We start from the raw sequence: 25,501 nt of genomic DNA on the forward strand, positions 1-25,501 counted from the left end.
TATTGAACATTGCATACTTTCATATGGCTCATGATAGACAGTGGTATACAGTGATAAAAGAACAGTGCATAATTATAAAAAAACATTACTATTATACATTGTTAACATATTGGAATATAAAAATATGTCTATTATAAAATTTGAAGACTTAAATGAATTGGAACAGGAGTTCATTGATTGTCTGTTTACTTATTATGAATCCAGTTTTTTACAAAATGAGGCATGTGGAAATATAAAAACAGCTGATGAGCCAGAAAAAAGAATCATCGTTGCTGAGTTAAGCGATATACAGCGAAAGGTGCTGAACGAGCGACTACACCTCAATGATTTAATTCTGAAAGAAATAAATGAATTTCATCAACTGATTTTAGGTGAGAATACTGTCATTTCACCTATGCAGATAGTAGTACTATTGGAACAGCTAAATGCATTAAAAGACGAGTTTGATACGCTTTCAAATACAATTCAAAAAAAACGTTATAGTGTCATTTTACAGGCTTATCAGGCTCTGGATGAAAATATTTGCACCCAACGCAATTTAAAGATTTTGAAACGAATGAGAGGTATTCGGGCAGTCAAAGTTCGTAATGATAAGAATGTATACCCACGGCATCAAATTCTGTATCGGGTTTTAAGGGATGAAGCTCATAAAAATGGTCGGTGGGAGAATTTATCACAGGCGGTAAAATCAATTTTGCCAATACTTAGACTTGAATATCAAAAAAATAATCTGGTCTGGATTCAGAATGAAATAGATTCTAAGCTGGCATTGATTGAAGAATTGGAAAAGGGACGACTCATTAATTCCCATAATAAACAGAATGAAAATTATCATGGAAAGGTTTATCAGAATCGTAAATATCAGAACAGGATCGACAAACTTCAGTTAGAAATAAACGAATTAATCATTGCTCAGAAGTCAACTGACCCTGCTTTGCTGCTGGGGAAAAAAATACCCTATAACACCATTTATAATGATGAAAGTATTCTTCACCACTTAAGGGATTGTACTGAACTGTTACAGGATATTCTTATTCAAAAGTGATAAGAAGTACTCATAAAAAACAATCATCAGCTTATTCATTACCAAAAGTATCAGAAGCAATTTGATCAACGGATAGGTGCCTGATTTGCTCTAGCTGAATATTTTTCTGTATTTCCTTTAAAAACTGGAGTTTTAATTTCTGAATTTCACTGGCGTCCTGAAGGGGGCTATTGGTTAATTCATTAATGGTAATTTTACTGTTGATTAATTCATTAATGAGATACTTCTGGATGACTTCATCCTGTTTGCGTACCTGAAGCTGTTTAATATAAAGCATTTTATCAAGGGCTTTGATGCGTTGGTTCAATTCCTCAATAATCATGTCTTTTTCATTTAATTTTTGCTTATAGGGTGGAGGGAGCGTTTGCTTTGCCTCATACGTATTCATCAGGAATTCTAGACACTCTGCCTCAGTTTTAAGTTTGAGCTTTTCAGTCAATGCCTCCATTTTTTTGGCTGTATGTGAGGTTAGATAAAATTGCTTTCTCACATTCGCATGATTTTTCTTGGAATATTTGAAATTTCTGAATCTATTTTTTAGATCGGAAAAATATTTTTCATTGAGTAAAAGTACCCATTGATTCGTTATTTCTGCTACGAGTAATGGGTGGATCATGGTTTCGATGGGCTGAATTTGCAATCGTCCATCAGGAAGCTGAACTATCTGCAGTAGTGCCTGCTCTTTGTTACATTCGTGCTCTAAAAACAAGGATTTTAATGTCTGATCTTTATCAAGCCATTGTTGCAATGTCAGTTGTTTTCTTGCCATTTTGATGTTCTATGATGTTTGAAATTCTAATATGATTATAGATTTTAATTAAGGTGGAATAAACATTTCTAAATACGTTTAGTAAATGTTTATTTGTTTTAAATTTATTTTATAGTAAATATTTGTGCCTATCTAAAAATAATTCTAAAATTTACTAATAGCAATGTTGAATGAATAAAAATGTATGGATGAAATGACAGAAGAGCATAAGCAGCTCATTTTTAATTTTAATGAGTTATCACCACATAGATTAAGTTCCTACGCTAGACTGGTGCTGATTAAATTTATTAGTCTCTTTGGTACACAAAAAACCAACGATTCATTGTTGGAATTGTCTGAAAAGATAGGTGTGCAACATAAAAAATTAAAACTGGTATTGGAGGAGTTATCAGGCTTTGAGATATTGGAGTTTTCATATCCAGAAACAGGTCGGCGGGCAAGAGTTAGAACAATACAGCTGAATTTAGATTATTTAAATCTGCTATTGAGTAAAGTTAATCAACATGAAACATCCCATCATAGGTATGTCCGCCTTAAGAGAGCGATTAAGCAGTTTGACCTTTTAATGCTTATTTTAATCAAATTATCTCAAGTCAGAGTGACCACTAAAAAGTTTGATTTACTACCCGAACAAAAACTGGATTTTAGGGTATTGTTGACATTATCAAACTTGACTCGCTCATGTGATGCTTATGGGGTGATACGTAATATAGGTACAACACAACTGGTTGCTAAAACAGGGTTAAATAAGCAAGCAATATTTGATTCGATCTACTTTTTGAAAAAGATAGGTCTGCTTCGGGTACATGTGCATGGGACGATCAATAACAAATTTATAAAAAATATAACGCCAACCTACGTGTTGAATTTATCTCATACCTTTTGGGGTAATCATGCTCGGTATGGTCGGTTTTATATATTGGAAGCGAGTGAAAGACATCATTTTGAAATAAAAATGATTGCTGATATTTTTACGGTAATTTCTGAGCAGGTGCAGCCGTTGGATTCTGACAACTCACGCGATCTCAATCACCTTACGACATTGGTTCTTAAGGGGCTTGATTCAGATAAAATCAACATTATTTCTGGAACAATGATTGAGCGTATCCAGTCTTCATCACAAGTTCAGGAGACGATTTCTAGTTTCATTAAAGAATGTCTAATTCATTATTTGCAATTACAACAATGCCATCAGGAACAAGGAGATTTGACAGTATTTGCAAAAGTGTTCAAACAAGCATTAATCAATAAAAAGAAGCAACATATCAAGTTGAATGATTTGGATTCAAATTTGACAATGATGCAATGCTATTTTGAATCATGGTGTTGCAGACTGCTTGATCAGCGGGGTTTACGTCAGCATATCTTACAAGGTTCACTGTTATATGGTGTAGATATTTTAAATCGGACTACAATTGAAAAAGATATTTATCCTTTTGTCTTTCAAGAAAAATACCGTTTGGAATTGATTACAAATCCTGACTTAATCAGAAACAGCGATCCAGATGCGGACATCCAAATACAGATTCAGAAGCTAGAGAAACAGGAGCAACGGTTCATCCTAGAATTCTTATTATTTTGTTTGAATTTGATTGCCAAAAATCAGATTTTACCATTTTTAAAAAGTACGCGAAGACTCAGTCATGTAGCAGGCAAGTTTTTTCAAATTATACCAAAAGTCGAGTCGCAGAAAATGTATAGTTGTATCTATGTGCCCGATTCAACACTCACTAAAGATGAGTTTTTTCTGATCGATATCCCTCATCCAATTCGTGGGAAAGAGGAGGAATATTCGAACGAAGACTATTTGCTGAAATTCATTGAACCTAGTGTTGATGACATGAAAAAATATGGATTGCTGGATCAGTTTTATACAGGAGGAACTGAATTGCTGAATAAAAAAGTAGCGTAAGTTTAGCTTCTGTAATATTCCCATAATTTGGTTATTCTCGCTGTATGGCGCAGTGGTGTAATGGTCAGTCTAGACAGGTTTGCTTAACAGGTAATATATATTATTATCTATTAATAATATAAACAATAACTTATATCGTTGATTAAATACAGTGAGTTATTTAGTTAAGTATAGCCCATACTCAAATGGGTTATAGACAATGTATCAATATCAAATCACTAAAAGCATTCTAAATTAACCCTATAGTATGTTCCAAAGTCTCTAAGCATGTTCAGCTAAGCAGGATGACCACAACATCCTGCTTTAGAATCATGATCAGTAAAATTTTACATCTCTCACTTAGATATGAACCTTATGTTTCAGTGAGAACCTAAATGTACCAGAATAATCCATTAGAAAGTGAATCATCCATTCTTATCTCAATCGAAGATTTTATGGTTAGTACATGCCATGAGCAATTTGTTGATGATCATGAAGAATTCAAGCGAGAGCTGTTGGATGCTGTGTGTGCTTTTAAGGTGATTTACAGAGAAGATTTTACTTATTCCAGAATCATTAATGTTTTCAAAAGAGTGATTAATCTCGTAGATTACATTATGGATAAATTGGACTCCCATCTTTATGAAGATATTTTACGATTTGAACTAAACCACATCTTCCATATTCAAGGCATAATTCAACATGAGATGAAAAATACAATACGAGAACAATTCGATTTTCAGCGTCAAGAACAACGTAATCGCTTTAAACTGGAATGCTACCTAAATAAACTGCTTACACACTATGCTAGATTACAGTTTGTTCGAGTAGATATCTCTATTCTTAAAGAATATCAAATCCATTGGGGTATTCAAGACTTTAAGTATGCATTGGATATTCTATGTAATCGTATGTCAAATAAAGATACCTGTTTTAAGCACTTACAAGGTTATGTATGGGCATTAGAGCAGGGTGTAGAAAAAGGCTATCACTGCCATTTATTACTCATCTATGATGGGAATAGTCGTATAGAGGATTCAGGTTTAGCAAAACTGGTGGCTGAGTATTGGAAGCACATCACCAATCAACAGGGTACTCACTACAACTGTAATACCAAAGACAACAAGGAAAAATTTGATAAAAATGGATTGCTTGGGGTTGGAATGATTCATCGTGATCAACCAATACAAGTTACAAATGCGATTCGTGCAGCGATGTACTTGGTCAATCCTGAAAAAGAAGATCAGCGCTTACGGGCTAAAACCTCTCCACAGATGCGGACTTTTGGTACAGGTCAGTTTGAAGTAAAATGGCGCAGAGATATTGAACAAAATGAGTCATTATGATATTAAAAATAGAGAACACGACTATCAGATGTATTCTCTATCTTGTACAGTTTGACATCAAAAAGACAAACTTACATTTCCTTGATCGGTGATTAATTCAGCTTCAAGCACCTGATCACCACGGCATTTCAATAAGTACGATACTGTAGAGCTATAGCTCATTTGCACAGGCATCTTGCTATGAAAGTCAGCGGTGTAATAACCACAACGACCACGATTAATTTTCATGCCTTGTAGAACAAAAGGCTGATTGCTGGTCGATTGAATTTCAAGAATATATTCAATTGCCCCTTGTACATTAAAAGCAGATTGAGATTCTCTAGCACTAATGCGAGCCTTAACATTTAGATCGCTAACTTGTGCAGATTCATTCTCAAGCGGAATGTCAGCAGCTTCCTGAGTGTTGTTTGGATTAAGGTCAGTTTCCATCATGGCTTTCAGCACATCAGGATACTTATTCCATCCACTGATATAAGACTCCGCTTCCTTGACCTCAGCAGGTAAATAGACATGACCATTGTCAATAATCATCTGCATTTCATTGAGTTTAGCTTTAACTGCTTCCTCGGTATAAGGAGCATAGATTGATTGAGTATGCTGAGCAGCATTATTGGTAGGCTCACCTGAAGTATCAGTTTTTGGTGGTTGATTGTTCTGGCTACATGCCATTAACAGGGAACACAAGGCAATGGTGGAAAATAATGATTTCATGATTGCACTCCCTTATAATTTAGGACGAATAACAACAAACCAGACGAATAGTAGAATCAAAATTCCACCAACAATTTTACCGATTACAGGAAACATCACCGCAGGCCACACTAAGCCTTGCCCTAAATTGTAGGTAAATGGCTTATAGTTATACTGCCCCCAGAAATGTTGATAGATGGCAAAAAAGAATCCAATGACCAGATAAGTGCTGATCAGTCCAGCTTTAAGATTAGAATTCATTTACTTCCCCCCCAGTTGCAAATTTTGCCAATGCAATAAAAATTCCCATCACGATCATGAAGCTAATGAAGGGTAGACCCAGTACACAAATCACAGCGATGACGCAGATAATGCCTGCAAGTGTTCTCATGGCTACTCCTTCATACACTGATAGGACACATTGACCATATCCATCTGGAAGGATTCAGTTTGTTGTAAGGTGTAGATATTTTCTTTCAGTCCACCCTCACCATATTTCTTTTCAAGTTTGTCGTAGATGCATGAACAAGTGCTGTCATTAATGCCGCCTGTTTTACAACCACTGATAAACTGGCGTTCGGTTTTGCTGGCACAGCCTGATGCTAGAAGTGCAACTGAGACAACAATGAGTGAAGTTTGAATTTTCATCATTTCCCCTAATTTTTATTGTGTTATTTGATGTGTAATATATTTTGCTGAATTGACTAAAGTGTAGATCTGAAAAAGCTTTCCAAGGCTAGATAGCGTTTAGATCAGTCAAATAAGCAAAAAATTTTGAAAGTTGCTATTGCAACAGAGGAATAGAAAATCGTTTTAGGGAAAATAATATAGATAGAAAGTGCTGAGTCATGGTGACTACTCCTTTTGTATGAAAGAGAGTCTTACCAAATTACTGTCAAATAATGGTGGCAAGACTGGGCGGGTTGACAGACTGATACAAAAGGAAATCAGCGCACGCAAGCGTGCCCCTCCCAGTCTCACCGTAAAGGCGTGACTTAAGAGAACGCACAAAACCATCACAGCGTTGTTGTGCGCCTTTTGTAAACGGTCTGTCAAAACCGACTGACGATGTAGGTCAGCAGTCGAATGATAAAATTAAGGGTGAGTTTAGTCAATCGAGGTTATGAAAATATATAAATAAATCAATAATTTTATTATTTTTAATACACTAGTACTTTTTCAATTTTAAGTAATATAATTCTGGTGTCTAAAATAGTAAATTATCTGAAAATTCAAAAAATTAGGGGGATATATGAATTTTAAATTACTTAAAGTACGACTAGATAGAATTAAAACTCAAAAACATACACTTACTCCAGAAGATATGTTGATGTTAGTTACTCAAGAAAAAGCTGATCTTAATTCGGGGTTTTTCTCTCGCTTATTTAGTGTGACTATTCCACAAAAATGGGAATTTTCTATCAATTCATCTGAGGAAATTGGCGTTGCTTTAGAATTGGTTGAATTGATTGAAACAGTATTTATCCCTCACTATCAGGGGCATGCAAAAAATTATGCTTGGTTAGAGCAATGTATTTTATTCAAACTCAAGCATCAAGCGTCGATGAATATTTCTGAATTAGTCAGTCGGTATTTATCGAAGATTGAAAAAAGTGAACATTTACAGATTAGTCGAGAGATCTTAAAAATTTTATTTGAGCGTGAGCCTAGCAATGCTGTCATTAAAGCACAGGCGATAGTGTACAAACGTAGTCAAATCTATACTAGCGCTATAGAAAAGTTTGAGTACTATTTTGAGCATTGTTCTTATCAAGAAACATTATATTTTGATTATCTTGAATGTTTAATAATGCGGAAGAATGTTATCTATAATCAGGAAAAAGGAGAGTTTGGTGATTTGCAATATGCTGTATATTTACTTTGCTCTATAGACGATGCGAAAGATAGAGCATTACAAGGGAATCTACTCAATCGTGCTATAACAGCCCTTTTACCAGAAGACGTTATTGCAACTCGTCCTGAAGATACGAATTTCTTAGCTGACATGGGACGTGGGCTAAATAGTTTTAGTAAGGGAGTTGGTACATTTTTTGGAGGGCGTGATTCGCAGATTCCATATAGTGAAGGAATTATTGCGAGTGCACCAAAACTTTTGAAAAATAAAAAAATTGTTGAGTGTCTTAACCAAAATCAAAAAGCACAAAAAGAGCTAGAAAAAATATTATCTGATCAAGGGCTAAAGGTGGGTGTGGGCTTAACGGCATCCGCATATTCTTTAGGATTAATTTGGGATTATGCACATATTGATCCATCTGTATTAGATGCATTGAGCTTTGCATCAAAAGGAAATCCTGAAAACTTAAATACTTTACAAGACATTTCAGCGAATACACTAGATAGTGCAGGAGCAGTGACTCGTTTAACTGGTTATGTTGCTGAACAACAGGTTGCACTGAATTTACAACAACAAGGACATACAGTTGAATTTCCCGATAGCGCAAACCAAGCTGGTTATGATTTGATTGTTGATGGCACACCGATGCAAGTTAAGTGCTCAATGGATGCTGATTATGTATTAAGTCATTTTGATAAGTATCCAGATATTCCAGTGATTGTGAACAGTGAACTTGCAGAGCAGCTAGGTAATCATCCGATGGTGTTAGTGGATACCACTTTAAGCTATGAAGCTGTTCAGGAAACTACTGGTGTAGGACTAGAGCAAGTTTCAGATTTTGCGGATGTAGGAGATATGCTACCAATCCCACTATTAACGATTGGTTTAGCGGCATATCGTAATTATGGTGATTTTAATTCAGGTAAAGTGGATGGCGAGCAATACTTAAAAAATGTTGGCAAAGAAACTGCTGCAATTGCTGGAGGTGCAATGACAGGGTCAATGCTACTCGGCGCATTAGCAGGTCTTGCTACAGGTGGTGTTGGAGTCATTGTTGCGAGTGGTATTGGTGCATATATGGGAGGGGTTGCTGGTTCTACAGGTGCAAATAGTATGAATCGAGAAGCCTTGTGTAATCAGAGAGATATCGTAGTGAAATTACTCATTGAATTCGCAGCGTGGTTCAATGAAAATTTATTGGTTCATCGAACAAATGTGCTATTCAAACAGCTACAAAGTTTTGAAACTCATATGTTGAATAATGCTGATCGTATTATTACTTTTAGTACTTTATTGATCTATCAACATGAAGCTTATATGCGTGCCTATCATCTGAACCAATGGATATTACATAAGTTGCAAAAAGGTAATGAAATGGAAAAGGTTCAAGCTGGTTGGGTGGCTATTGATGAGTCAAGTAATTTTATATCAGTTGATCTACAGCCAAAAATTAATGAAATTAATCGTCAATTAGAGATTTATAGGGAACTTGCCAAACCTGATTCAGCACAGCCTAATCGTACTCATCAGCTTAAACCTGCTTGAGTGTTGGAATAATATTGATAGTTGTATTTGAAATAAAAAATTGGAGAGATTATTTACTAATTGAATTAGTAAATTAAAAGTTATTCCAAATAATTTCAGACACATAATATCCTAATGAGAATCATGAAACTCTTTTGAGTTCTTCATGAAAATATGAAAACAAAGTCTGCCATCGAGCAGGCTTTTTTTATGCACAAAATTTAAGGAGTCGAGCTATGAGCTTGAGCTGTCCCTTTTGCCATTCAACGAATGTGATATTGGTTGAAGCAAGTACACAACAATCAAATACGACCTTAACCAATTTGGTCACACCGACCACATTGGGTGCATTGGGAACCACGGTCGCAAAGTCTTTCAATCTGCCACCGATTGTCGGTGGAATAGCAGGAACGGTACTCGGCAGTGTGTTGAATTCATTTACCGAACAAAGCACACCACCACAGCAGAATTTATGCTTCTGCCACAACTGCTACCAAAAGTTTCCAGCGCACCTTTTGCATTAAAGATCGTTAGTAACCACACAAATTCAAATTTCATTTTCAAATTAAAAGGAATAAAACTATGGCACATCAACTTGAACAAATGGCGTATGTCGGAGAAACCCCTTGGCACGGACTAGGGAATCAACTGACACAAAACCAACCGATTGAAGTCTGGGCACAGCAGGCAGGTATGGATTGGCGGATTGAATCTTCTAATGTCAGTTATATGGCGCAGAATGACCGTGGGCAAAGCATCATCATGCCTTATGAAGAACAACGAGTTTTATATCGCTCTGATACCCATGCTCCACTGTCAGTCGTCAGTCAACGCTTTCAGGAAGTGCAACCGAGAGAGATTTTAGAATTCTATCGTGACCTCACCGAGCAATCAGGTTTTGAACTTGAAACCGCAGGTGTACTCAAAGGTGGCAAGAAATTCTGGGCACTAGCACGTACAGGGCAAACATCCATGTTGAAGGGCAAAGATGTCAGTAATGGCTATATGCTCTTGGCAACAGCATGTGACGGAACCCTTGCCACCACCGCACAATTTACCTCGATCCGAGTAGTGTGCAACAATACTTTAGCGATTGCCTTAAAAGGACAGAACAGCAGTGCAGGTGTGGTCAAAGTTCCACACAGTACTAAATTTGATGCTGATAAGGTCAAACAGCAACTCGGTATTTCAGTACGTGCATGGGATGAACACATGTATGAAATGAAGCAACTGACACAACGTAAAGTGAGTCAGATGGAAGCATCCGCTTACTTTGATGCCGTGTTCAATAACAGCACAATGAACAACGTGGTGGATCAGGAGGACAACATCATCCAGTTCTACCGTGATGTAGCCTTACAAGCCCAAGCCAATGGCAAGGACAAAGCTGAACCAAATGCCAAATCGATGAGTCGAGCTATGGAAATGTTTAATGGTCAAGGACGAGGTGCGGAGCTAAGTTCAGCCAAAGGAACAGCCTATGGATTACTGTGTTCAATCACAGAATTTATAGACCACGAACGTCGTGCCATGAGTACCGATCACCGGCTTGATTCAGCTTGGTTTGGTGCTGGCGCATCGATCAAACAACGAGGATTGGAACAGGCACTTAACATGCTTGCATAGTGCGGAATATACATTTTTCAATCATGGAAAGTTAGACCTAACTAAGCATTTTTAAATGGAATTTCGAATTTTAAAAATTATTAAAACCATAGCTTCGGCTGTGGTTTTTTTATGCCCATTTTTTGTGATCCCCATCATTTTACATAGCAAAATAATCAGGACTTCAATATGAATACCGCAATTTTAAATCCATCTATGCAACAGGCAAGTACCCCATTTATTGCCCCAAAATTATTCACAGCCAAACGCTTGGTCAATACAAAGAATATGACTCAAGCAGAATGGCTTGAAGTCAGACGCCAAGGTATTGGCAGTAGTGACTGTGCCGCAGCCTGTGGACTTAATCCCTATATGTCGATGCTAGAACTGTGGATGATCAAGACAGGTCGAGTTAAACAATCCATTGAAGATGAAAGCACAGGTCATGCCCCTTTATATTGGGGTAAACAACTTGAACCTTTGGTCGCTGAATACTACAGCATGCATACCAACAACAAAGTTCGTCGTATCAATGCCGTACTACAACATCCTGATGAGGATAAGCATTTTATGCTGGCTAACTTAGATTACTCGGTGGTAGGTAGTGAGGAAGTACAGATTTTAGAATGCAAAACCGCAGGGGAATATGGAGCAAAGTTATGGCGAGATGGTGTGCCTTTATACGTATTGTGTCAGGTGCAACATCAACTCGCTGTAACAGGCAAAAAGGCAGCGCATATTTGTGTGCTGATCTGTGGTCATGAAACTCGTATCTATAAAGTGGCACGCAGTGAATCAGTCATTCAACATATTGTGAATGCAGAGCGATACTTTTGGGAGTGTGTGGAAAATGACACGCCACCTTCAGACGATGCCAGTGAATCGGCAGCTAAAGCCATTCAGCAACTCTATCCTCAACATATTCCACTCAGTGTCGAAGATCTCAGTCAAAATGAACAAGCCAATCAGTTGTTTGCTCAACTGATTCAAGAAAAGCATCATATTGAAAAACACCAAAACAGCTTTGATGAAACTAAGCATCAAATTCAGATGTTAATGAAAGATGCTGAACGAGCAACTTTTGCCAATGGTTCAGTGACGTGGAAACGATCTAAAGACTCCATTGCTTTAGATAATAAGGCTGTATTGAAAATGCATCCTGAACTAATCAATGAGTTTCCACAAAACAAGGTGGGGACACGACGTTTTCAAATCTATAGCAATGATGACTGACCCGATCAAAACCATGCATCTATATCGCTAACTATATATGCATGAAATATCCATTCTTCCCAAAAGCGCAAAAAAACCACCCCCGATCTACCGACTCCCGAAGGAGCGGTAGACCAACAATGGCGGTTTTTGCGAAGTCGTAGCTTTTCATATTTCTGTTTACTTACATAGCAAGGGGTAATCAGTAAAATTTTACTTATAGGACAAACAACATGATCAAAGGTTTAGCGATTACACCGCCAATACTCGGCAGAATTAGTATCGGTAAAGTGGTCGAAAAGAATGGTAAACGTCTGCCTGAAAAAGATGATCAATTTACGATTACTAGCCAAATTCAGAATAAGGATGGCTGGGTGAAACACCCACTGGATGAGCAGCTAAGAGCCAAGGCACAAAACCAGAAACTCAGAACCATTCCTGTCCGGATGATTTTTAATGATCCTGAACTCAACTTGCGAGCTGAGTACACTCTATTCGACCGACAAACTGGTCGGCCCATCTGTACTGGTAATGGTGAAACCTGTCAGCGACTTGGACAAAACGGGGTTGAACAGCATCCATGTCCATCACCTGATTTATGCCCCTTGGCCCAAGGTGGACACTGCAAGCCTTATGGGCGGCTTTACGTCAATCTAGATGAGTCGGATGAGTTGGGTACATTCATTTTTAGGACTACAGGTTTCAATAGCATTCGTACCTTAGCTGCACGGCTTCGTTATTACCATGCGGCTTCAGGTGATTTACTTTCATGTTTGCCATTGCAACTGACCTTACGAGGAAAAAGCACAACGCAAAGTTACCGTACCCCAATTTATTACGTGGACTTAACCTTACGTGATGGAATCAATCTACAAGAAGCCATTACTTCAGCCAAACAGATCGATGGACAAAGCAAGACAGCAGGGTTTTATCAGGAGGCTTTAGATCATGTGGCAAGGCTAGGTTATGGTAATGCCAGATTTGAGGTAGGAGGTGAGGAGGGACTGGATATTGTTGAGGAGTTTTATATCAATGAACCAAAACCAGAGCAGGGTCAGCAGCTTAGTGATTTAACTCATGTTCAAGACATTCAGAAAGGGTTGCAGCATTCTGTGCAGGCTCTCAATTGAAATGGACCTAGTTAGAAAAGAGTACTTGTACTCTTTTTTTTGCAGATTTTGGACTGTAGATAAGAAAATACTCACTCCTAGAATTTTTGAGAGATGGATTTACTTTAATAACGCTTTTTAGTATTTTGGTAGCAAATCAGAAGTATGTTCATGACTATGCGTTCAAGTAGGTTTTCTAAGCTTATACTCGCATTTGTCCTGTTTTTGTTTACCATAACAATTACGGGAGTTCATGCGTGGGCGCCTGTTCTACTTGAAAATATTGAACATCAGCATGAGTTGAGTATCATTGTAGAGGATGATGCTTCTAGTCATTGGTCTTTACAGCACTCAGATGATTCTCTAAAAAGTTCTGCTGATCATGATGCAGAAGCACATACGTGGAAGAATTTTGATGAGCCGATCTATCATCATTCAGTAAAGCCAATTTCTTCTGATAGTGATTTCAGCATAGATCCAATCTTTATTCTTAGTTTCGCACTTCCACTAGTTTTATTCTTTTTCCAGCTTTTTGAAAAGCCCGTTTATCGAGTCTTTTTAAAGCGGCGATCCCCTCTAGTATTTAGTAATTCTTATACTTTCTCTAAAGATTTAATCGTCCTACGTAATTGATCTTTCTATACAAAAAATAGTTTTTAATTTTTTTGTATAGGTAAAGTCATGTCTAAAAAATATCAGATATTTCTTACCTGTGGATTTGTAGCAACAGCAGCAAATGTATTCGCAGAAACGAATTATGCAGAACTACAAAAGCAGGTAATCGCAAATGATGCTGTACTCAATAGCTTACAGCAGTCCGAGCAAGCTTATGAAATCAATCAAAAGTTTGCTGGCAGATTAATTAATCCGACTTTCAATATGGAGTTGGATAATCTCGGTAATTCAAAATTGAAAGATTTGGATGGCCCAACAACCTTGCTGGGGCTATCACAAGAGATCCCCCTCAGTAATAAACTTTCCTTGAGAAAACAGATTGCGAGTTTTCAAGGTGATCGTAATCAGTTCGAAATAGCAAAGCGTCAGGCTGAACTCAAAGCAGATTTAAGAATCTGTATGGCGAACTGGTATGTAGCTACTCAGCGTGCTGAAATTTATTCTTCTGAGAGTAAATTGAATGCCAGACAAGCTAACGTTCTTTCCGAACGTCTTAAGTACGGGCGAGTAATTCCTTCCGATGCTCAACTAAGCATAGCACTTTCATCTGAGTCGAAATTGCGCCATCAAAATGAAGTGAAGAAGATTCAGTTCCAGAAAAATCTATGTTCTAAGTTCACTTCCAACCTGCCCAGTAGTGCATTGGAGGTTCCGCTAAGCTTTAATTTCACAGACAAAATAAGTTTGTCTGAGCAAGAAGCAACTTTAAGTTCAAAGCTGAAAAAAGCTCAGTTTGAGTTGGCTCGTAAAGAAGCAATACCAGATATTACTTTGGGAGTAGGGGTTAGAAACTACCAAGAAACCAATGACAAAGTCTTTCAGGTTTCGACATCAATACCCCTCAATATTTTTAGTCGAAATAAAGGCAATATTGCGATCGCTCAAGCAGAGCATACGAAAGCAGAAACACAGTCGGTGCTTGTGAATCGTAATTCTAAAATTGAATTGGAAAACAAGGCTATTGAGGTTTCCAACTTGATTGATGCGATTAAGCAATATGATCAAACGGTTTTGCCCGCAACAAATGAGAGTCTCCGAATTGCTGAAATGGGATACCAAGCAGGGAAAAACTCTTTACTTGAATTCAATAATATTAAGCAAATTTGGTTAGACAAACATCTTGCTCGATTCGATATGTGGTTGGCTTTGCAAACTGAAATTGCAGATGTCGAACGTAACTACATTACTCATTTAGATCAAGAATAAGGGCAAGAATATGAATAAACAAACCAATACATTGATTGCAACTGGTGTCGTTGCCTTACTTATCGTCTTATGTGCAATTGCTTGGTATAAATCGGGCAATAAAACACAAGCGAGCGCACATGGTGAGGTCGCCGAAGAAAAAGTAGCTGTGGCTGGAGATGAGAAAGGGCCTCACGGTGGTCGTTTATATCGAGATGGAGATTTCTCTGCTGAGGTCAAGATATTTGAGGAAGGAGTGGAACCACACCTCCGTGTTTATGGGTATTTGAAAGATAAACTACTTAAACCTGAAGACTTAACAGCAAATATCTACATCAAACGTTTGGATGCCGAGCAAAATATTCAATTTCAACCTGAGAGTGATTACTTAATTGGGAATGAAATTGTTTACGAGCCACATTCCTTTTTAATGATGATAAACGTTGATTATCAAGGGAAAAAGCATACTTGGAAATGGGATACGAAGGAAGGCCGTGTCACCATGTTGGACAGTAGTATTAAGAGCAGTGGATTAGAGCTTTTAAAAGTTGAATCAAAGATGTTTGAAAATGCTTTGGAGTTAAAAGGCGAACTGAAGTTTCCTGATAATTTTGAAAGCTTTATTACGCCTAAAGCCAGTGGGACATTGATCAAAACTTACCGTAATCTAGGTGATAAGGTGAGTCAGGGAGACTTACTTGCTGTAGTTCAAAGCCAAGATGTAATTCGTTTGAATGCCGATCGTAAAGTTGCTTTGGACAGCCTACAGTTTGCTCGTCAAAAAATGGAACAGGAACGAGCGCTATGGCAAAAGCGTGTATCACCTGAAATTGATTATATTTCAGCAAAACGAGACTTTGACGCAGCACAAACTCGTGCAAATGAGTTGAATAACTTAATCAACTCTTATGGTGGTTCTAGTAATGGTACTGTTGAAGTTCGTGCTGCAATGTCTGGAACAATATTAGAAGTCCTTGGTGCTGTTGGATCAAATGTAAGTTCTTCAACACCTATTTTTAAAATCGCAAATACTTCTCAACTTTTAGCAGTTGTTAATGTTCCCGCTGACAGGCTAAATGCTATAAATCCTAACAATAAGGTTAAAGTTAAACCTCAAAGCCCTGTGGATACAGAAGAAGCTTTAGGACGAATTAAATATATCAGTGATGTCATTGATCCAAAGACACGTACAGCACAGGTCTTTATTGAAGTACCAAACCAGTTTAAGTGGCGCTCAGGACAGTTAATCACGGCCCAAATTTTTGAAAATCAAAGTTTGAAGCCGATGGTTGTGCGTGAAGATGCTCTACAGAGCTTCCGTGATTGGGATGTTGTATTCATTCGTGTTGGCAATGATTTTGAAGCTAGGCCTCTGGAGCTTGGTGAAAAGTACAATGGGTATGTGGAAGTTAAATCTGGATTACGCGTAGGACAGGTTTATGCCGCTGGAAATTCATATCTTTTAAAAGCAGAGCTAGGGAAATCTGGCGCTACTCATGACCACTAAGGGGAGTAGCGACTATGTTTGACCAGATTGTTAAGCTCTCGATTAAGAATCGTTGGCTTGTACTTATCGTATTTTTATTTGTTGGTGCATTAGGGGTTTATAACTATTTCAAGTTACCGATTGATGCAGTCCCTGATATTACGAATGTACAAGTCCAGATTAATAGTGAAGCTCAAGGACTCTCTCCAATGGAGATGGAGTCTCAAGTGACCTATCCCATTGAAACTGCTTTGGCAGGTATTCCAAATTTAGACTATACACGCTCCGTATCTCGATATGGTCTATCTCAAGTAACGGCAATTTTCAAAGAAGGGACGGATATTTATTTTGCCCGACAATTAGTCAATGAGAAGCTACAAGGAGTGACACCAAATCTTCCCGTTGGAATTGCAACTTCTATGGGGCCTGTTTCTACAGGACTTGGCGAAATCTTCATGTATACCGTTGAAAATGCCAAGAACAATCCTAATCCACTTTCACCAACGGAATTACGCACCTTACAAGACTGGGTGATTAAACCTCAGCTTCGAAATGTAGAGGGTGTTAATGAAATCAATACCATTGGTGGTTATCTCAAACAATTTGTAGTTCAACCTGATTATGCTTATTTACGTAGCATAGGGCTGGATCAGAAGACAATTTTAGAGGCTATCTCTAAGAACAGCATGAATAAAGGCTCGGGGTATATTGAGAAAAATGGTGAACAGTATTTAATTCGTTCTGATTCTCAAATTAACTCGATTGAGCAAGTCCAGAATATCCCGATTACGACGAGCAATGGTTATATCCTCAGATTGAAAGATGTTGCCAAAATATCTATTGGTCACGAATTACGTACAGGTGCTGCAACTAAAGATGGGCAAGAAATTGTACTGGGTACAGCATTCATGCTTATTGGTGAGAACTCACGAAATGTTGCTCACGCTGTTGATCAAAAGCTACAACAGGTTCAAAAATCATTACCAGAAGGTGTGGAAGCAAAAGCTGTCTATAACCGTACAACTTTGGTTGATGCAACGATACAGACGGTGAAAAAGAATCTTTTAGAAGGTGCGATTCTGGTAATCGTTGTTCTGTTTGTATTTCTTGGTCACTTCCGTGCTGCGCTGATTACCGCTTTGGTCATTCCTTTATCCATGCTGATGACAATCACAGGTATGGTGAACCAGAAAATTAGTGCAAACCTTATGAGTCTTGGGGCACTAGATTTCGGGATTATTGTAGATGGTGCTGTTGTAATTGTTGAGGCCTCCTTAGCAAAGTTGGCAATTAAACAAAAAGAGCTTGGGCGAGTTTTAACAAGGCAAGAACGCTTTACGACTGTGTTTGAGGCGACTAAAGAATCCCGCAAAGCGATTCTCTATGGTCAATTGATCATTATCTTGGTGTATCTACCTGTAATGACTCTGACTGGTGTTGAAGGAAAGATGTTTACACCAATGGCTGCAACAGTGGTTATGGCTTTAGTGGCAGCAATGATTCTTTCAATTACGTTTGTCCCTGCAATGGTGGCATTGGTCACTACTGGTGAAATTAAAGAAGAAGAGTCAAAAATCGTCCATGGCATCAAAAGATTTTATAACCCAATTCTAGATTGGTCTTTAAATCACAGATATTTGCTAATCGCTTTTGTCTCTATTTTCTTTGTTTTTAGTGCAAGTCTTTCGACTCGTTTAGGCTCAGAGTTTATACCTTCCTTGGATGAGGGAGATGTAGCACTACATGCCTTGCGTATCCCTGGTACGTCGTTGACTCAAGCAATTGAAATGCAATACACGTTAGAAAAAGAGATTAAGAAAATTCCAGAAGTTCAGACTATTTTTGCCAAAGTGGGGACTGCTGAAATTGCGACTGATCCTGTTCCACCTAACGTAGCAGATAACTTTGTCATGCTGAAACCTCGTAGTCAGTGGCCTAATCCTGATAAGGAAAAGTCTGCGGTTGTTGCTGAAATTGAACGCGTATCTAAAGGCGTATATGGAAACAATTATGAGTTTACACAGCCGATTCAAATGCGTTTTAACGAACTTATTTCAGGTGTCCGAACAGATGTTGCCGTAAAAATTTATGGTGATGATTTAGAGCAGTTGCTTGAATCAGCAAACGCTGCCGCTAAGATTTTAGAGGGAGTCAAAGGTACTGCTGATCTTAAAGTCGAACAGATGTCTGGTTTACCCATGGTTTCTGTTGAGCTGAAAAAAGACATGATTGCCAACTATGGGCTTGATGCAGAGGATGTACAAAAACAGGTTTCTAGCCTAATCACAGGTGAGACAGTAGGTAAGGTGTTTGAAGGAGATCGAAAGTTCGACATTGTGGTACGTATGGATCAAAACTCGGTAACAGATCTAGAAAAGCTGTATCAGATTCCTGTGAGCTTAGCTGATGGTTCGAGTGTTCTTTTATCAGAATTGATCGAGTTAAAAAACGTTCAAGGACCAAACCAGATTTCTCGCGAAAATGGTAAACGGCGTATCGTCATTACAGCAAATGTTCGTGGAACTGATATTGGTAGTTACATTTCAGAAGCACAATCTAAGCTGAATGCTGATTTTAAATTACCAGATGGTTATTGGCTGACTTGGGGCGGTACGTTTGAGCAAATGGAATCTGCTTCAAATCGTCTTATGGTTGTAGTACCGATTGCTTTAATTCTGATCTTTGCCATGATCTATATGGCTTTAGGTAATGTTAGAAACAGTATCTTGGTATTCACAGGTGTGCCATTTGCACTAACAGGTGGTGTGATTGCTTTAGCACTACGTGATATTCCATTCTCAATTTCTGCGGCTGTGGGTTTCATTGCCTTATCGGGTGTTGCTGTGCTGAATGGTTTGGTTCTTGTTTCAGCCATTCAGCGACTTAGAGTTCAAGGTGAAAGTGTCATTGATGCAGTGAAACATGGTGCAATGGAAAGACTCCGTCCCGTGTTGATTACAGCTTTAGTCGCTTCATTAGGTTTTATTCCGATGGCCTTAAACGTAGGCATTGGCTCTGAAGTTCAGCGCCCAATTGCAACTGTTGTTATTGGTGGGATTATTTCATCAACCTTACTGACTTTGATTATTTTGCCAACCTTATATGTGTGGTTTAACCAAGGTAGGTCAAGAAAATCAAACGAAGCTGCTAAACAGGTTGTTTAGGGGCATCTTTAATGACAAATATATTGCGAGATAAACAAAACAAATTTGTGATGATGTTGCTAGTCTGCATGATCAGTCTCGCTTTATGTTTGCACTTTAAAGAGCATGTAACTGAAAATGAATTTCAGAGACACGTTTCAATTGATGCAATTAACTCTCACCATCATGAGATAAGCCAACAACATTCACATAGTCACCAAGATAATTACTATGAACATTTTGTTGGCTATGACGTACTTAAATCGGCCGCTTTAGCTCATCTCTTAAAAGGGATTTCGATTTTAGATTGGTCAAAAGAATATGTTTATCTGATGGTGAGTCGTATTTTTAAACCGCCCAAAAAGTTAATGGATTTTCAATTCATTTTAAATTTTGGAGTTTGATATACATGCAAATTATTGCTTCACACATTGTGAAATTAAGTGCTTACATAAAGCTATTACTTGCTTTATTCATTACATTGGTAAGCCCTACACTTTTTGCTCATGGAGTAGCGGAAGGTGATAAGGGCTATATTCAAGAAATTTATGGCATTCATGTGATTCCATTCATCTATTTGGGTGCGAAGCATATGGTCACTGGATATGACCATTTACTATTTCTTGTTGGCATTATCTTCTTCTTATACCGAATGAAAGATATCGGCTTGTACGTCAGCCTATTTGCACTTGGGCATTCGATTACGATGCTGGTGGGTGTTTATTACAATATCTCGATAAACGCCTACATCATTGATGCAATCATTGGTTTTTCGATTGTTTATAAGGCTCTAGATAACTTGGGGGCTTATCAGCGTTGGTTTGGTTTTCAACCAAACACGAAAATCGCGACTTTAATTTTTGGTCTGATTCATGGTTTTGGACTCGCAGTAAAAATTCAGGAATATGAAGTTCCGAGTGATGGACTGTTGGCAAATTTAATCTCATTCAATATTGGGGTTGAATTAGGCCAGTTTATGGCTCTGTGCATCATCTTGTTATTAATGACGTTTTGGAGAAAGACACCTTATTTCTTTAAAACAGCTTATCAAAGCAATGTCTTCCTCATGTTCCTCGGTTTTTTACTTGTTGGCTATCAACTTACTGGCTTCATTACTCAATAAGGATCTAAATTATGTATAACGCTGAAATTCCAAAAGATATCGAATTACCTTCATCAAAAAAGTTAATTAAATCAACAGCAATTGCTGCCGTAAGTGCCGTTATTGTGCTAGTTACCTGTGTCATGCCTGCGGAGTATGCAATTGATCCGACAGGTATGGGTAAAGTGCTTGGTTTAACGAAAATGGGAGAAATCAAACAATCACTAACTGAAGAGTCAGAAAATGGTATCAATGCTGCACAGGCAGTGAATAGTGTTGAACAAATATCAGTAGAAACTTCGACTCAAACGGCAACTGATAATGCTCAAATGATTATGCCTGCTATTAATAAAGAGAGCATTAGTATTGAGCTTAAACCGGGCCAAGCAACCGAAGTGAAACTGACGATGCCACAAAGTGCAAGTGTCAACTTTGACTGGAAAGCTGTTGGAGGTGGTCTTAATTATGATACCCATGGTGATCCAGTGAACGCTCCTAAAGGGTTCTATCATGGCTATGGAAAAGGAAAGAATGAAACAACTCAGCAGGGTGTCTTAAAGGCAGCTTTTGATGGCAAGCATGGTTGGTTCTGGCGTAACCGTACGGAAAATCCAGTGACTGTAACTCTACTTGTAGAAGGGCAGTTTAGTGAAATGAAGAAAGTCTTTTAAGTTTTGATCAATCTCCTTGGAATAATATTCCAAGGAGATTCAATTGCTAAAGAAGTCAGGTTCTAAAAGGAATCCATAAGATGCTAGAAGTACTAAAAAACACAACATATCGGCATTTGTTTTTGGCCCAAGTAATAGCGCTAATCGGAACGGGGTTAATCACAATCGCCCTAGCTTTACAGGCGTACGATATTGCAAAGGGGGAAGCAGCCCAAGTTCTTGGTATTGCATTGGCAATTAAGATGATTGCTTATATCGGTGTAGCGCCTATAGCATCTGCATTTGCTGAGCGATTACCAAGAAAAAAAGTATTGGTTGGGCTAGATGTTATTCGAGCATTAACAGCATTGTGTCTACCGTTTGTGACACAAATTTGGCAAATTTATATTCTCATTTTTATTTTGCAATCTGCTTCTGCTGCATTTACACCAACATTTCAGGCAATGATTCCAGATGTTTTACCTGAAGAAAAAGACTATACCAATGCGCTATCATTATCACGATTGGCCTATGATTTAGAAAATATTATTAGTCCGATGCTCGCGGCATTTTTATTAACTTTGATGAGTTATCACAACTTATTTTTGGGAACGGTATTAGGTTTTATCGGTTCTGCTTTGTTTGTGGTAAGTGCGAAATTACCAGTTGCCAAAGTACCTGCGTTTAGAGGTGTTTATAGCCGTATTAAGCAGGGAGCTAAAATTTATTTTAATACGCCTAGACTTAAAGCATTGCTTGCTCTCAATTTAGCAATTGCGTCAGCAAGCGCTGTAGTGATTGTAAATACCGTGGTATTGGTTCAATCGACATTTAAGCTAACTGAAAATGCGACTACTTGGGCTTTTGGTTTATTTGGATTTGGTTCAATGCTTTCGGCTTTCATTTTGCCTAAGATATTGGATAAGTTCCCAGATCGATCAGTGATGTTGACGGGAACAACAATTCTTGTAATTGGGCTGTTAAGTGGTTATTTCATTACATCTTATAATGGTTTGCTTGTACTTTGGTTTGTGCTTGGTATTGGATATTCTGTTTCACAAACACCTACAGGCCGTTTGATTCGAAAATCTGCATCGAGTGAGAGTAGGACCTCTCTATTCGCAGCGCAATTTGCGTTTTCACATGCTTGCTGGTTAGTGACTTATCCCTTGGTTGGATGGCTCACTACTAACATAGGAACATTACAAACTTTTATACCGATGGCAGTGATTGCAACGATTTCTTTATTACTTGCAATGCGTTTGTGGCCATCACAGGATGAGGCTCTTTTACCCCACAGTCATGATGATTTACCTCCAGATCATGAGCATTTGCAGCAGCATCGAATCAATGGAGTACACGTCCATGAATATATTATTGATGACTATCATGAAAAGTGGCCTAAATAACTCTTTTTCGACTAATGACTTAGAAAGATTCCGTTTGTTTGTTGTACAATTATAAGCTTATTTTATTGTTCAATAAAAAAAGGGGAACAACATGAAAAAACTAATCTTGGTATGTTTAATGGGGCTTGCGGTAACAAATGCTTTTGCTCATTCAGGTGGTACTGATTCTTCAGGCTGCCACACGAATAGCAAGACAGGGGATCGTCACTGCCATTAATAATAAAAATGAGTAGAACATTTTGTTCTACTCATTTTGAATAACGATCTAATAATAATAAGTACTGTTTCATTTCTTCTTCATCAAAATTTTGATCCCCTTTCAATACATGTTCTCTTAAATGTTGTTCAAGAAGTTGCTGCATTAACCCATTAACAGCACCTTTAATTGCTGCAACTTGTTGTAATACTTCAAGACAAGAGCTTTCAGGTGTTAATAATGACTTTTCAACAGAAGTAACCTGTCCTTGAATCCGCTTGATGCGATTAAGTATTTTTTTATCTTGATGCAAATGAGACATGATTTTTCCTAAAAAAAATATATACTGGGGGGAGTATCTTGGAAAGATAAAATTTATGCAACTTCATAGTAACTTAGATCGTCGTCATTCTCATCAATTCGATGAAGGAAATCCTTTAGCACAAAAGAAAATACTGATTGCGACAATTCTTACAGCAATCATGATGGTACTAGAGATATTGGGGGGATGGATTTTTAATTCGATGGCCTTACTCGCAGATGGCTGGCATATGAGTTCACATATGGTTGCTCTCGGCTTAGCTTATTTCGCATATCGAATGGCCCGACATTATGCTCATGATCAGCGATTTAGTTTTGGTACTTGGAAAATTGAGATTCTAGCAGGGTACAGTAGTGCTATTTTACTTATGGTTGTAGCACTTTTAATGGGTATTCAATCTATCGATCGATTAATGAATCCCGTGAATATTCATTACAATGAGGCAATACCAATTGCAATTGTTGGTTTATTGGTAAACTTGGTTTGTGCATGGTTATTACATGACGGAGGCCACCACCATCACCACGAGCATGATCATCACCATGAACACGACCACCACCACGATCATCATGACTTAAATCAAAAGGCGGCGTTTCTGCATGTAGTAGCTGATGCGGTTACTTCTGTATTGGCAATTGTTGCATTGTTTGCGGGGAAATATTTTGGTTGGAGTTTCTTAGATGCACTATTAGGTGTAGTTGGAGCTATTCTTGTCGCTAAATGGTCATGGGGATTATTAAATGAGACAGGAAAGACACTACTCGATGCAGAAATGTCTCACCCTGTGGTTGATGAAATCAAAGAGGTTATAGAGGAATTTCCTCAAGTTAATATTACTGATTTACATGTTTGGAAAGTTGGTAGAGGCAAGTTTTCTTGCATCTTGGCTTTAGAGAGTACAGGTGTAGATTTAACACCAGATGTAGTGAAACAGGCACTCTCTATCCATGAAGAAATTGTGCATGCAAGTGTTGAAATACATTTTATTTGAATTATTGAATGGTTAGAGGTGGATCAGGAAATTTGAACAACACTTATAAGTGATATTTTGCTCCCCAAATGATGTTATAAACATCAATATATGGAGTATTTTATGGCACGTAGACCAAGAAGAAATCATTCAAATGATTTTAAAGCTAAGGTAGCACTTGCTGCGATTAAAGCAGAAAAAACACTTGCTGAATTGAGTGCTGAATTTGATGTTCATCAAAACCAAATTATCGACTGGAAAAATCAACTGATTTCAGCTTCCTCGCAAGCTTTCGATCAATCAAAAGCTCCAACAGAACCACCCATCGATCTAAAAAAACTACATGCAAAAATCGGTGAGCAGGCATTAGAAATTGATTTTTTAGAAGGTGTGTTGAAGAAACTGGGCCGCTTCAACCACAAAAGTTAATCGATGACTCACTTCAGATTTCAGTATCTAAGCAAGCTCAGCTGCTGAAAGTCTCCCGTGGTTGTTATTACTATCGCCCAAAACCTGTGAGTGCATCAGATCTGAAGCTGATGCGGTGTATGGATGAGTTACATATGCAATACCCTTTTGCAGGTAGCCGTATGATGCGTGATTTGTTGAATCGTCAAGGACATCATATAGGACGACGTCATACACGTACTTTAATGAAGAAAATGGGCATTAATGCGTTATATTGCAAACCAAATTTAAGCCAGGCTAATCAAGCTCACCGCAAATATCCATATCTGCTCAAAGGATTGGCTATTCAGCGCAGTAATCAAGTGTGGTCTACGGATATAACGTATATCCCTATGGCAAAAGGCTTTGTTTATTTATGTGCTGTGATTGATTGGCATAGCCGCAAGGTACTTGCGCATAGAGTATCGATTAGTATGGAGGTTACATTTTGCATAGAAACATTAAATGAAGCTATTGAAAAATATGGTCGACCTGAAATATTTAATACAGACCAAGGCAGTCAGTTTACCAGTGATGCATTTATTGATGTATTGAAATCAAATGACATCCAAATCAGCATGGATGGTAAAGGTCGATGGGTTGATAATGTGATGGTTGAACGATTATGGCGGAGCGTTAAATATGAAGAGGTGTATCTCAAAGCCTACAGCAATGTTTTGGATGCGAAGAAGCAATTAAACGCATATTTTGAATTTTATAATTTGAAACGACCTCATTCGAGTCTGGACAAAATGACTCCAGATGAGTTTTACTATGACCAGCTACCACAACAAAATAAGGTAGCTTAACTAGAGCAGAGTATCACTTATAAATAAGCTTTTAGTTGTTCAAACATGTGGGACCACCTCT

Annotated in this window: 25 protein-coding genes; 19 read left to right on the forward strand and 6 right to left on the reverse strand. The window is 38.0% G+C overall.

The genetic code is table 11. The annotated features are described in order from the left end of the window. Positions 1-124: 124 nt before the first annotated feature. Positions 125-1,045 (forward strand): hypothetical protein, encoded by a 921-nt coding sequence (locus tag MKL36_RS00500; RefSeq protein WP_000022452.1) that lies wholly within the window; start codon positions 125-127, stop codon positions 1,043-1,045. Positions 1,046-1,076: 31 nt separating this feature from the next. Here the strand turns inward: MKL36_RS00500 and MKL36_RS00505 are convergent, their stop codons facing one another. Then, on the reverse strand, positions 1,077-1,814 hold the full coding sequence (locus tag MKL36_RS00505; RefSeq protein ID WP_000101621.1) for a hypothetical protein: 738 nt from the start codon (positions 1,812-1,814) through the stop codon (positions 1,077-1,079). A 184-nt stretch (positions 1,815-1,998) separates the two neighbouring features. Here MKL36_RS00505 and MKL36_RS00510 point away from each other — a divergent pair, with 184 nt between their 5' ends. Both MKL36_RS00510 and MKL36_RS00515 read left to right on the forward strand, forming a co-directional pair. Then, positions 1,999-3,726 carry a hypothetical protein gene (locus tag MKL36_RS00510; RefSeq protein WP_000344079.1) on the forward strand — a complete coding sequence of 576 codons (1,728 nt, stop codon included), beginning with the start codon at positions 1,999-2,001 and terminating at the stop codon, positions 3,724-3,726. A gap of 596 nt (positions 3,727-4,322) precedes the next feature. After that, positions 4,323-5,051 carry a YagK/YfjJ domain-containing protein gene (locus tag MKL36_RS00515; protein WP_002041114.1) on the forward strand — a complete coding sequence of 243 codons (729 nt, stop codon included), beginning with the start codon at positions 4,323-4,325 and terminating at the stop codon, positions 5,049-5,051. Between the two features lie 57 nt (positions 5,052-5,108). Here the strand turns inward: MKL36_RS00515 and MKL36_RS00520 are convergent, their stop codons facing one another. The 4 genes from MKL36_RS00520 to MKL36_RS00535 are packed head-to-tail and all read right to left on the reverse strand — an operon-like array spanning position 5,109 to position 6,389. Continuing rightward, positions 5,109-5,762, reverse strand: coding sequence for a hypothetical protein (locus tag MKL36_RS00520; RefSeq protein WP_000838342.1), 654 nt, complete (start codon positions 5,760-5,762; stop codon positions 5,109-5,111). A gap of 12 nt (positions 5,763-5,774) precedes the next feature. Then, positions 5,775-6,002, reverse strand: coding sequence for a hypothetical protein (locus tag MKL36_RS00525; protein ID WP_001087629.1), 228 nt, complete (start codon positions 6,000-6,002; stop codon positions 5,775-5,777). Then, entirely contained in the window at positions 5,992-6,132 is a 141-nt protein-coding gene (locus MKL36_RS00530; protein ID WP_001259410.1) for a hypothetical protein, read from the reverse strand. The genes MKL36_RS00525 and MKL36_RS00530 overlap by 11 nt, the downstream gene beginning before the upstream one ends. A 2-nt stretch (positions 6,133-6,134) precedes the next feature. Then, the gene (locus MKL36_RS00535) at positions 6,135-6,389 is read right to left on the reverse strand and encodes a hypothetical protein (RefSeq protein ID WP_000701730.1); all 255 of its coding nucleotides are present in this window, start codon (positions 6,387-6,389) and stop codon (positions 6,135-6,137) included. Positions 6,390-6,993: 604 nt separating this feature from the next. Between MKL36_RS00535 and MKL36_RS00540 the strand changes: the two genes are divergently transcribed. The 14 genes from MKL36_RS00540 to MKL36_RS00605 all read left to right on the forward strand — a co-directional run bounded on the left by MKL36_RS00540 (position 6,994) and on the right by MKL36_RS00605 (position 22,913). Next, the gene (locus MKL36_RS00540; RefSeq protein ID WP_001009680.1) at positions 6,994-9,141 is read left to right on the forward strand and encodes a glycine zipper family protein; all 2,148 of its coding nucleotides are present in this window, start codon (positions 6,994-6,996) and stop codon (positions 9,139-9,141) included. Between the two features lie 215 nt (positions 9,142-9,356). Further along, on the forward strand, positions 9,357-9,644 hold the full coding sequence (locus MKL36_RS00545) for a hypothetical protein (protein ID WP_000058781.1): 288 nt from the start codon (positions 9,357-9,359) through the stop codon (positions 9,642-9,644). Positions 9,645-9,702: 58 nt separating this feature from the next. Beyond that, a complete protein-coding gene (locus MKL36_RS00550; protein ID WP_000951122.1) occupies positions 9,703-10,746 on the forward strand; it encodes a DUF932 domain-containing protein in 1,044 nt (347 codons plus the stop codon). A gap of 168 nt (positions 10,747-10,914) precedes the next feature. Beyond that, the gene (locus MKL36_RS00555; protein WP_086374157.1) at positions 10,915-11,958 is read left to right on the forward strand and encodes a YqaJ viral recombinase family nuclease; all 1,044 of its coding nucleotides are present in this window, start codon (positions 10,915-10,917) and stop codon (positions 11,956-11,958) included. A gap of 212 nt (positions 11,959-12,170) precedes the next feature. Beyond that, positions 12,171-13,067, forward strand: coding sequence for a recombination directionality factor (locus MKL36_RS00560; RefSeq protein ID WP_000589670.1), 897 nt, complete (start codon positions 12,171-12,173; stop codon positions 13,065-13,067). A gap of 156 nt (positions 13,068-13,223) precedes the next feature. Next, positions 13,224-13,679 carry a hypothetical protein gene (locus MKL36_RS00565; protein ID WP_002086797.1) on the forward strand — a complete coding sequence of 152 codons (456 nt, stop codon included), beginning with the start codon at positions 13,224-13,226 and terminating at the stop codon, positions 13,677-13,679. A gap of 48 nt (positions 13,680-13,727) precedes the next feature. Then, positions 13,728-14,927, forward strand: a complete 1,200-nt coding sequence (locus MKL36_RS00570; protein WP_000039774.1) for a TolC family protein — start codon at positions 13,728-13,730, stop codon at positions 14,925-14,927. A 10-nt stretch (positions 14,928-14,937) separates the two neighbouring features. Then, the gene (locus MKL36_RS00575) at positions 14,938-16,413 is read left to right on the forward strand and encodes an efflux RND transporter periplasmic adaptor subunit (protein ID WP_001041870.1); all 1,476 of its coding nucleotides are present in this window, start codon (positions 14,938-14,940) and stop codon (positions 16,411-16,413) included. 14 nt (positions 16,414-16,427) lie between these two features. Continuing rightward, positions 16,428-19,556 (forward strand): efflux RND transporter permease subunit, encoded by a 3,129-nt coding sequence (locus tag MKL36_RS00580; RefSeq protein ID WP_000460236.1) that lies wholly within the window; start codon positions 16,428-16,430, stop codon positions 19,554-19,556. Between the two features lie 11 nt (positions 19,557-19,567). After that, positions 19,568-19,939, forward strand: a complete 372-nt coding sequence (locus MKL36_RS00585; RefSeq protein ID WP_000181823.1) for a hypothetical protein — start codon at positions 19,568-19,570, stop codon at positions 19,937-19,939. A gap of 5 nt (positions 19,940-19,944) precedes the next feature. Beyond that, entirely contained in the window at positions 19,945-20,658 is a 714-nt protein-coding gene (locus tag MKL36_RS00590) for a HupE/UreJ family protein (protein WP_001165581.1), read from the forward strand. Between the two features lie 11 nt (positions 20,659-20,669). Continuing rightward, positions 20,670-21,308, forward strand: a complete 639-nt coding sequence (locus MKL36_RS00595; RefSeq protein ID WP_000282061.1) for a hypothetical protein — start codon at positions 20,670-20,672, stop codon at positions 21,306-21,308. A gap of 80 nt (positions 21,309-21,388) precedes the next feature. Further along, complete coding sequence (locus MKL36_RS00600; protein WP_000895211.1) at positions 21,389-22,696, forward strand: MFS transporter; 1,308 nt, start codon at positions 21,389-21,391, stop codon at positions 22,694-22,696. 91 nt (positions 22,697-22,787) lie between these two features. Then, positions 22,788-22,913 (forward strand): YHYH domain-containing protein, encoded by a 126-nt coding sequence (locus tag MKL36_RS00605; protein ID WP_000733641.1) that lies wholly within the window; start codon positions 22,788-22,790, stop codon positions 22,911-22,913. Positions 22,914-22,944: 31 nt separating this feature from the next. Here MKL36_RS00605 and MKL36_RS00610 read toward each other — a convergent pair whose 3' ends face one another. After that, positions 22,945-23,214 (reverse strand): metal/formaldehyde-sensitive transcriptional repressor, encoded by a 270-nt coding sequence (locus tag MKL36_RS00610; RefSeq protein WP_000018740.1) that lies wholly within the window; start codon positions 23,212-23,214, stop codon positions 22,945-22,947. A gap of 55 nt (positions 23,215-23,269) precedes the next feature. On the opposite strand from MKL36_RS00610, the gene dmeF reads away from it, so the two are divergent. Further along, positions 23,270-24,205, forward strand: a complete 936-nt coding sequence (dmeF, locus tag MKL36_RS00615; RefSeq protein ID WP_001175951.1) for a CDF family Co(II)/Ni(II) efflux transporter DmeF — start codon at positions 23,270-23,272, stop codon at positions 24,203-24,205. Positions 24,206-24,295: 90 nt separating this feature from the next. After that, a protein-coding gene (locus MKL36_RS00620; RefSeq protein ID WP_085944219.1) for an IS3 family transposase occupies positions 24,296-25,440 on the forward strand; the annotation gives its coding sequence in 2 pieces (ribosomal slippage) (positions 24,296-24,560 and positions 24,560-25,440; 1,146 coding nt in all). The last annotated feature ends 61 nt before the right edge of the window (positions 25,441-25,501 follow it).

Origin of the sequence: Acinetobacter sp. AOR12_HL (genome assembly GCF_027855275.1) — a bacterium.
Taxonomy (GTDB): domain Bacteria; phylum Pseudomonadota; class Gammaproteobacteria; order Pseudomonadales; family Moraxellaceae; genus Acinetobacter; species Acinetobacter baumannii.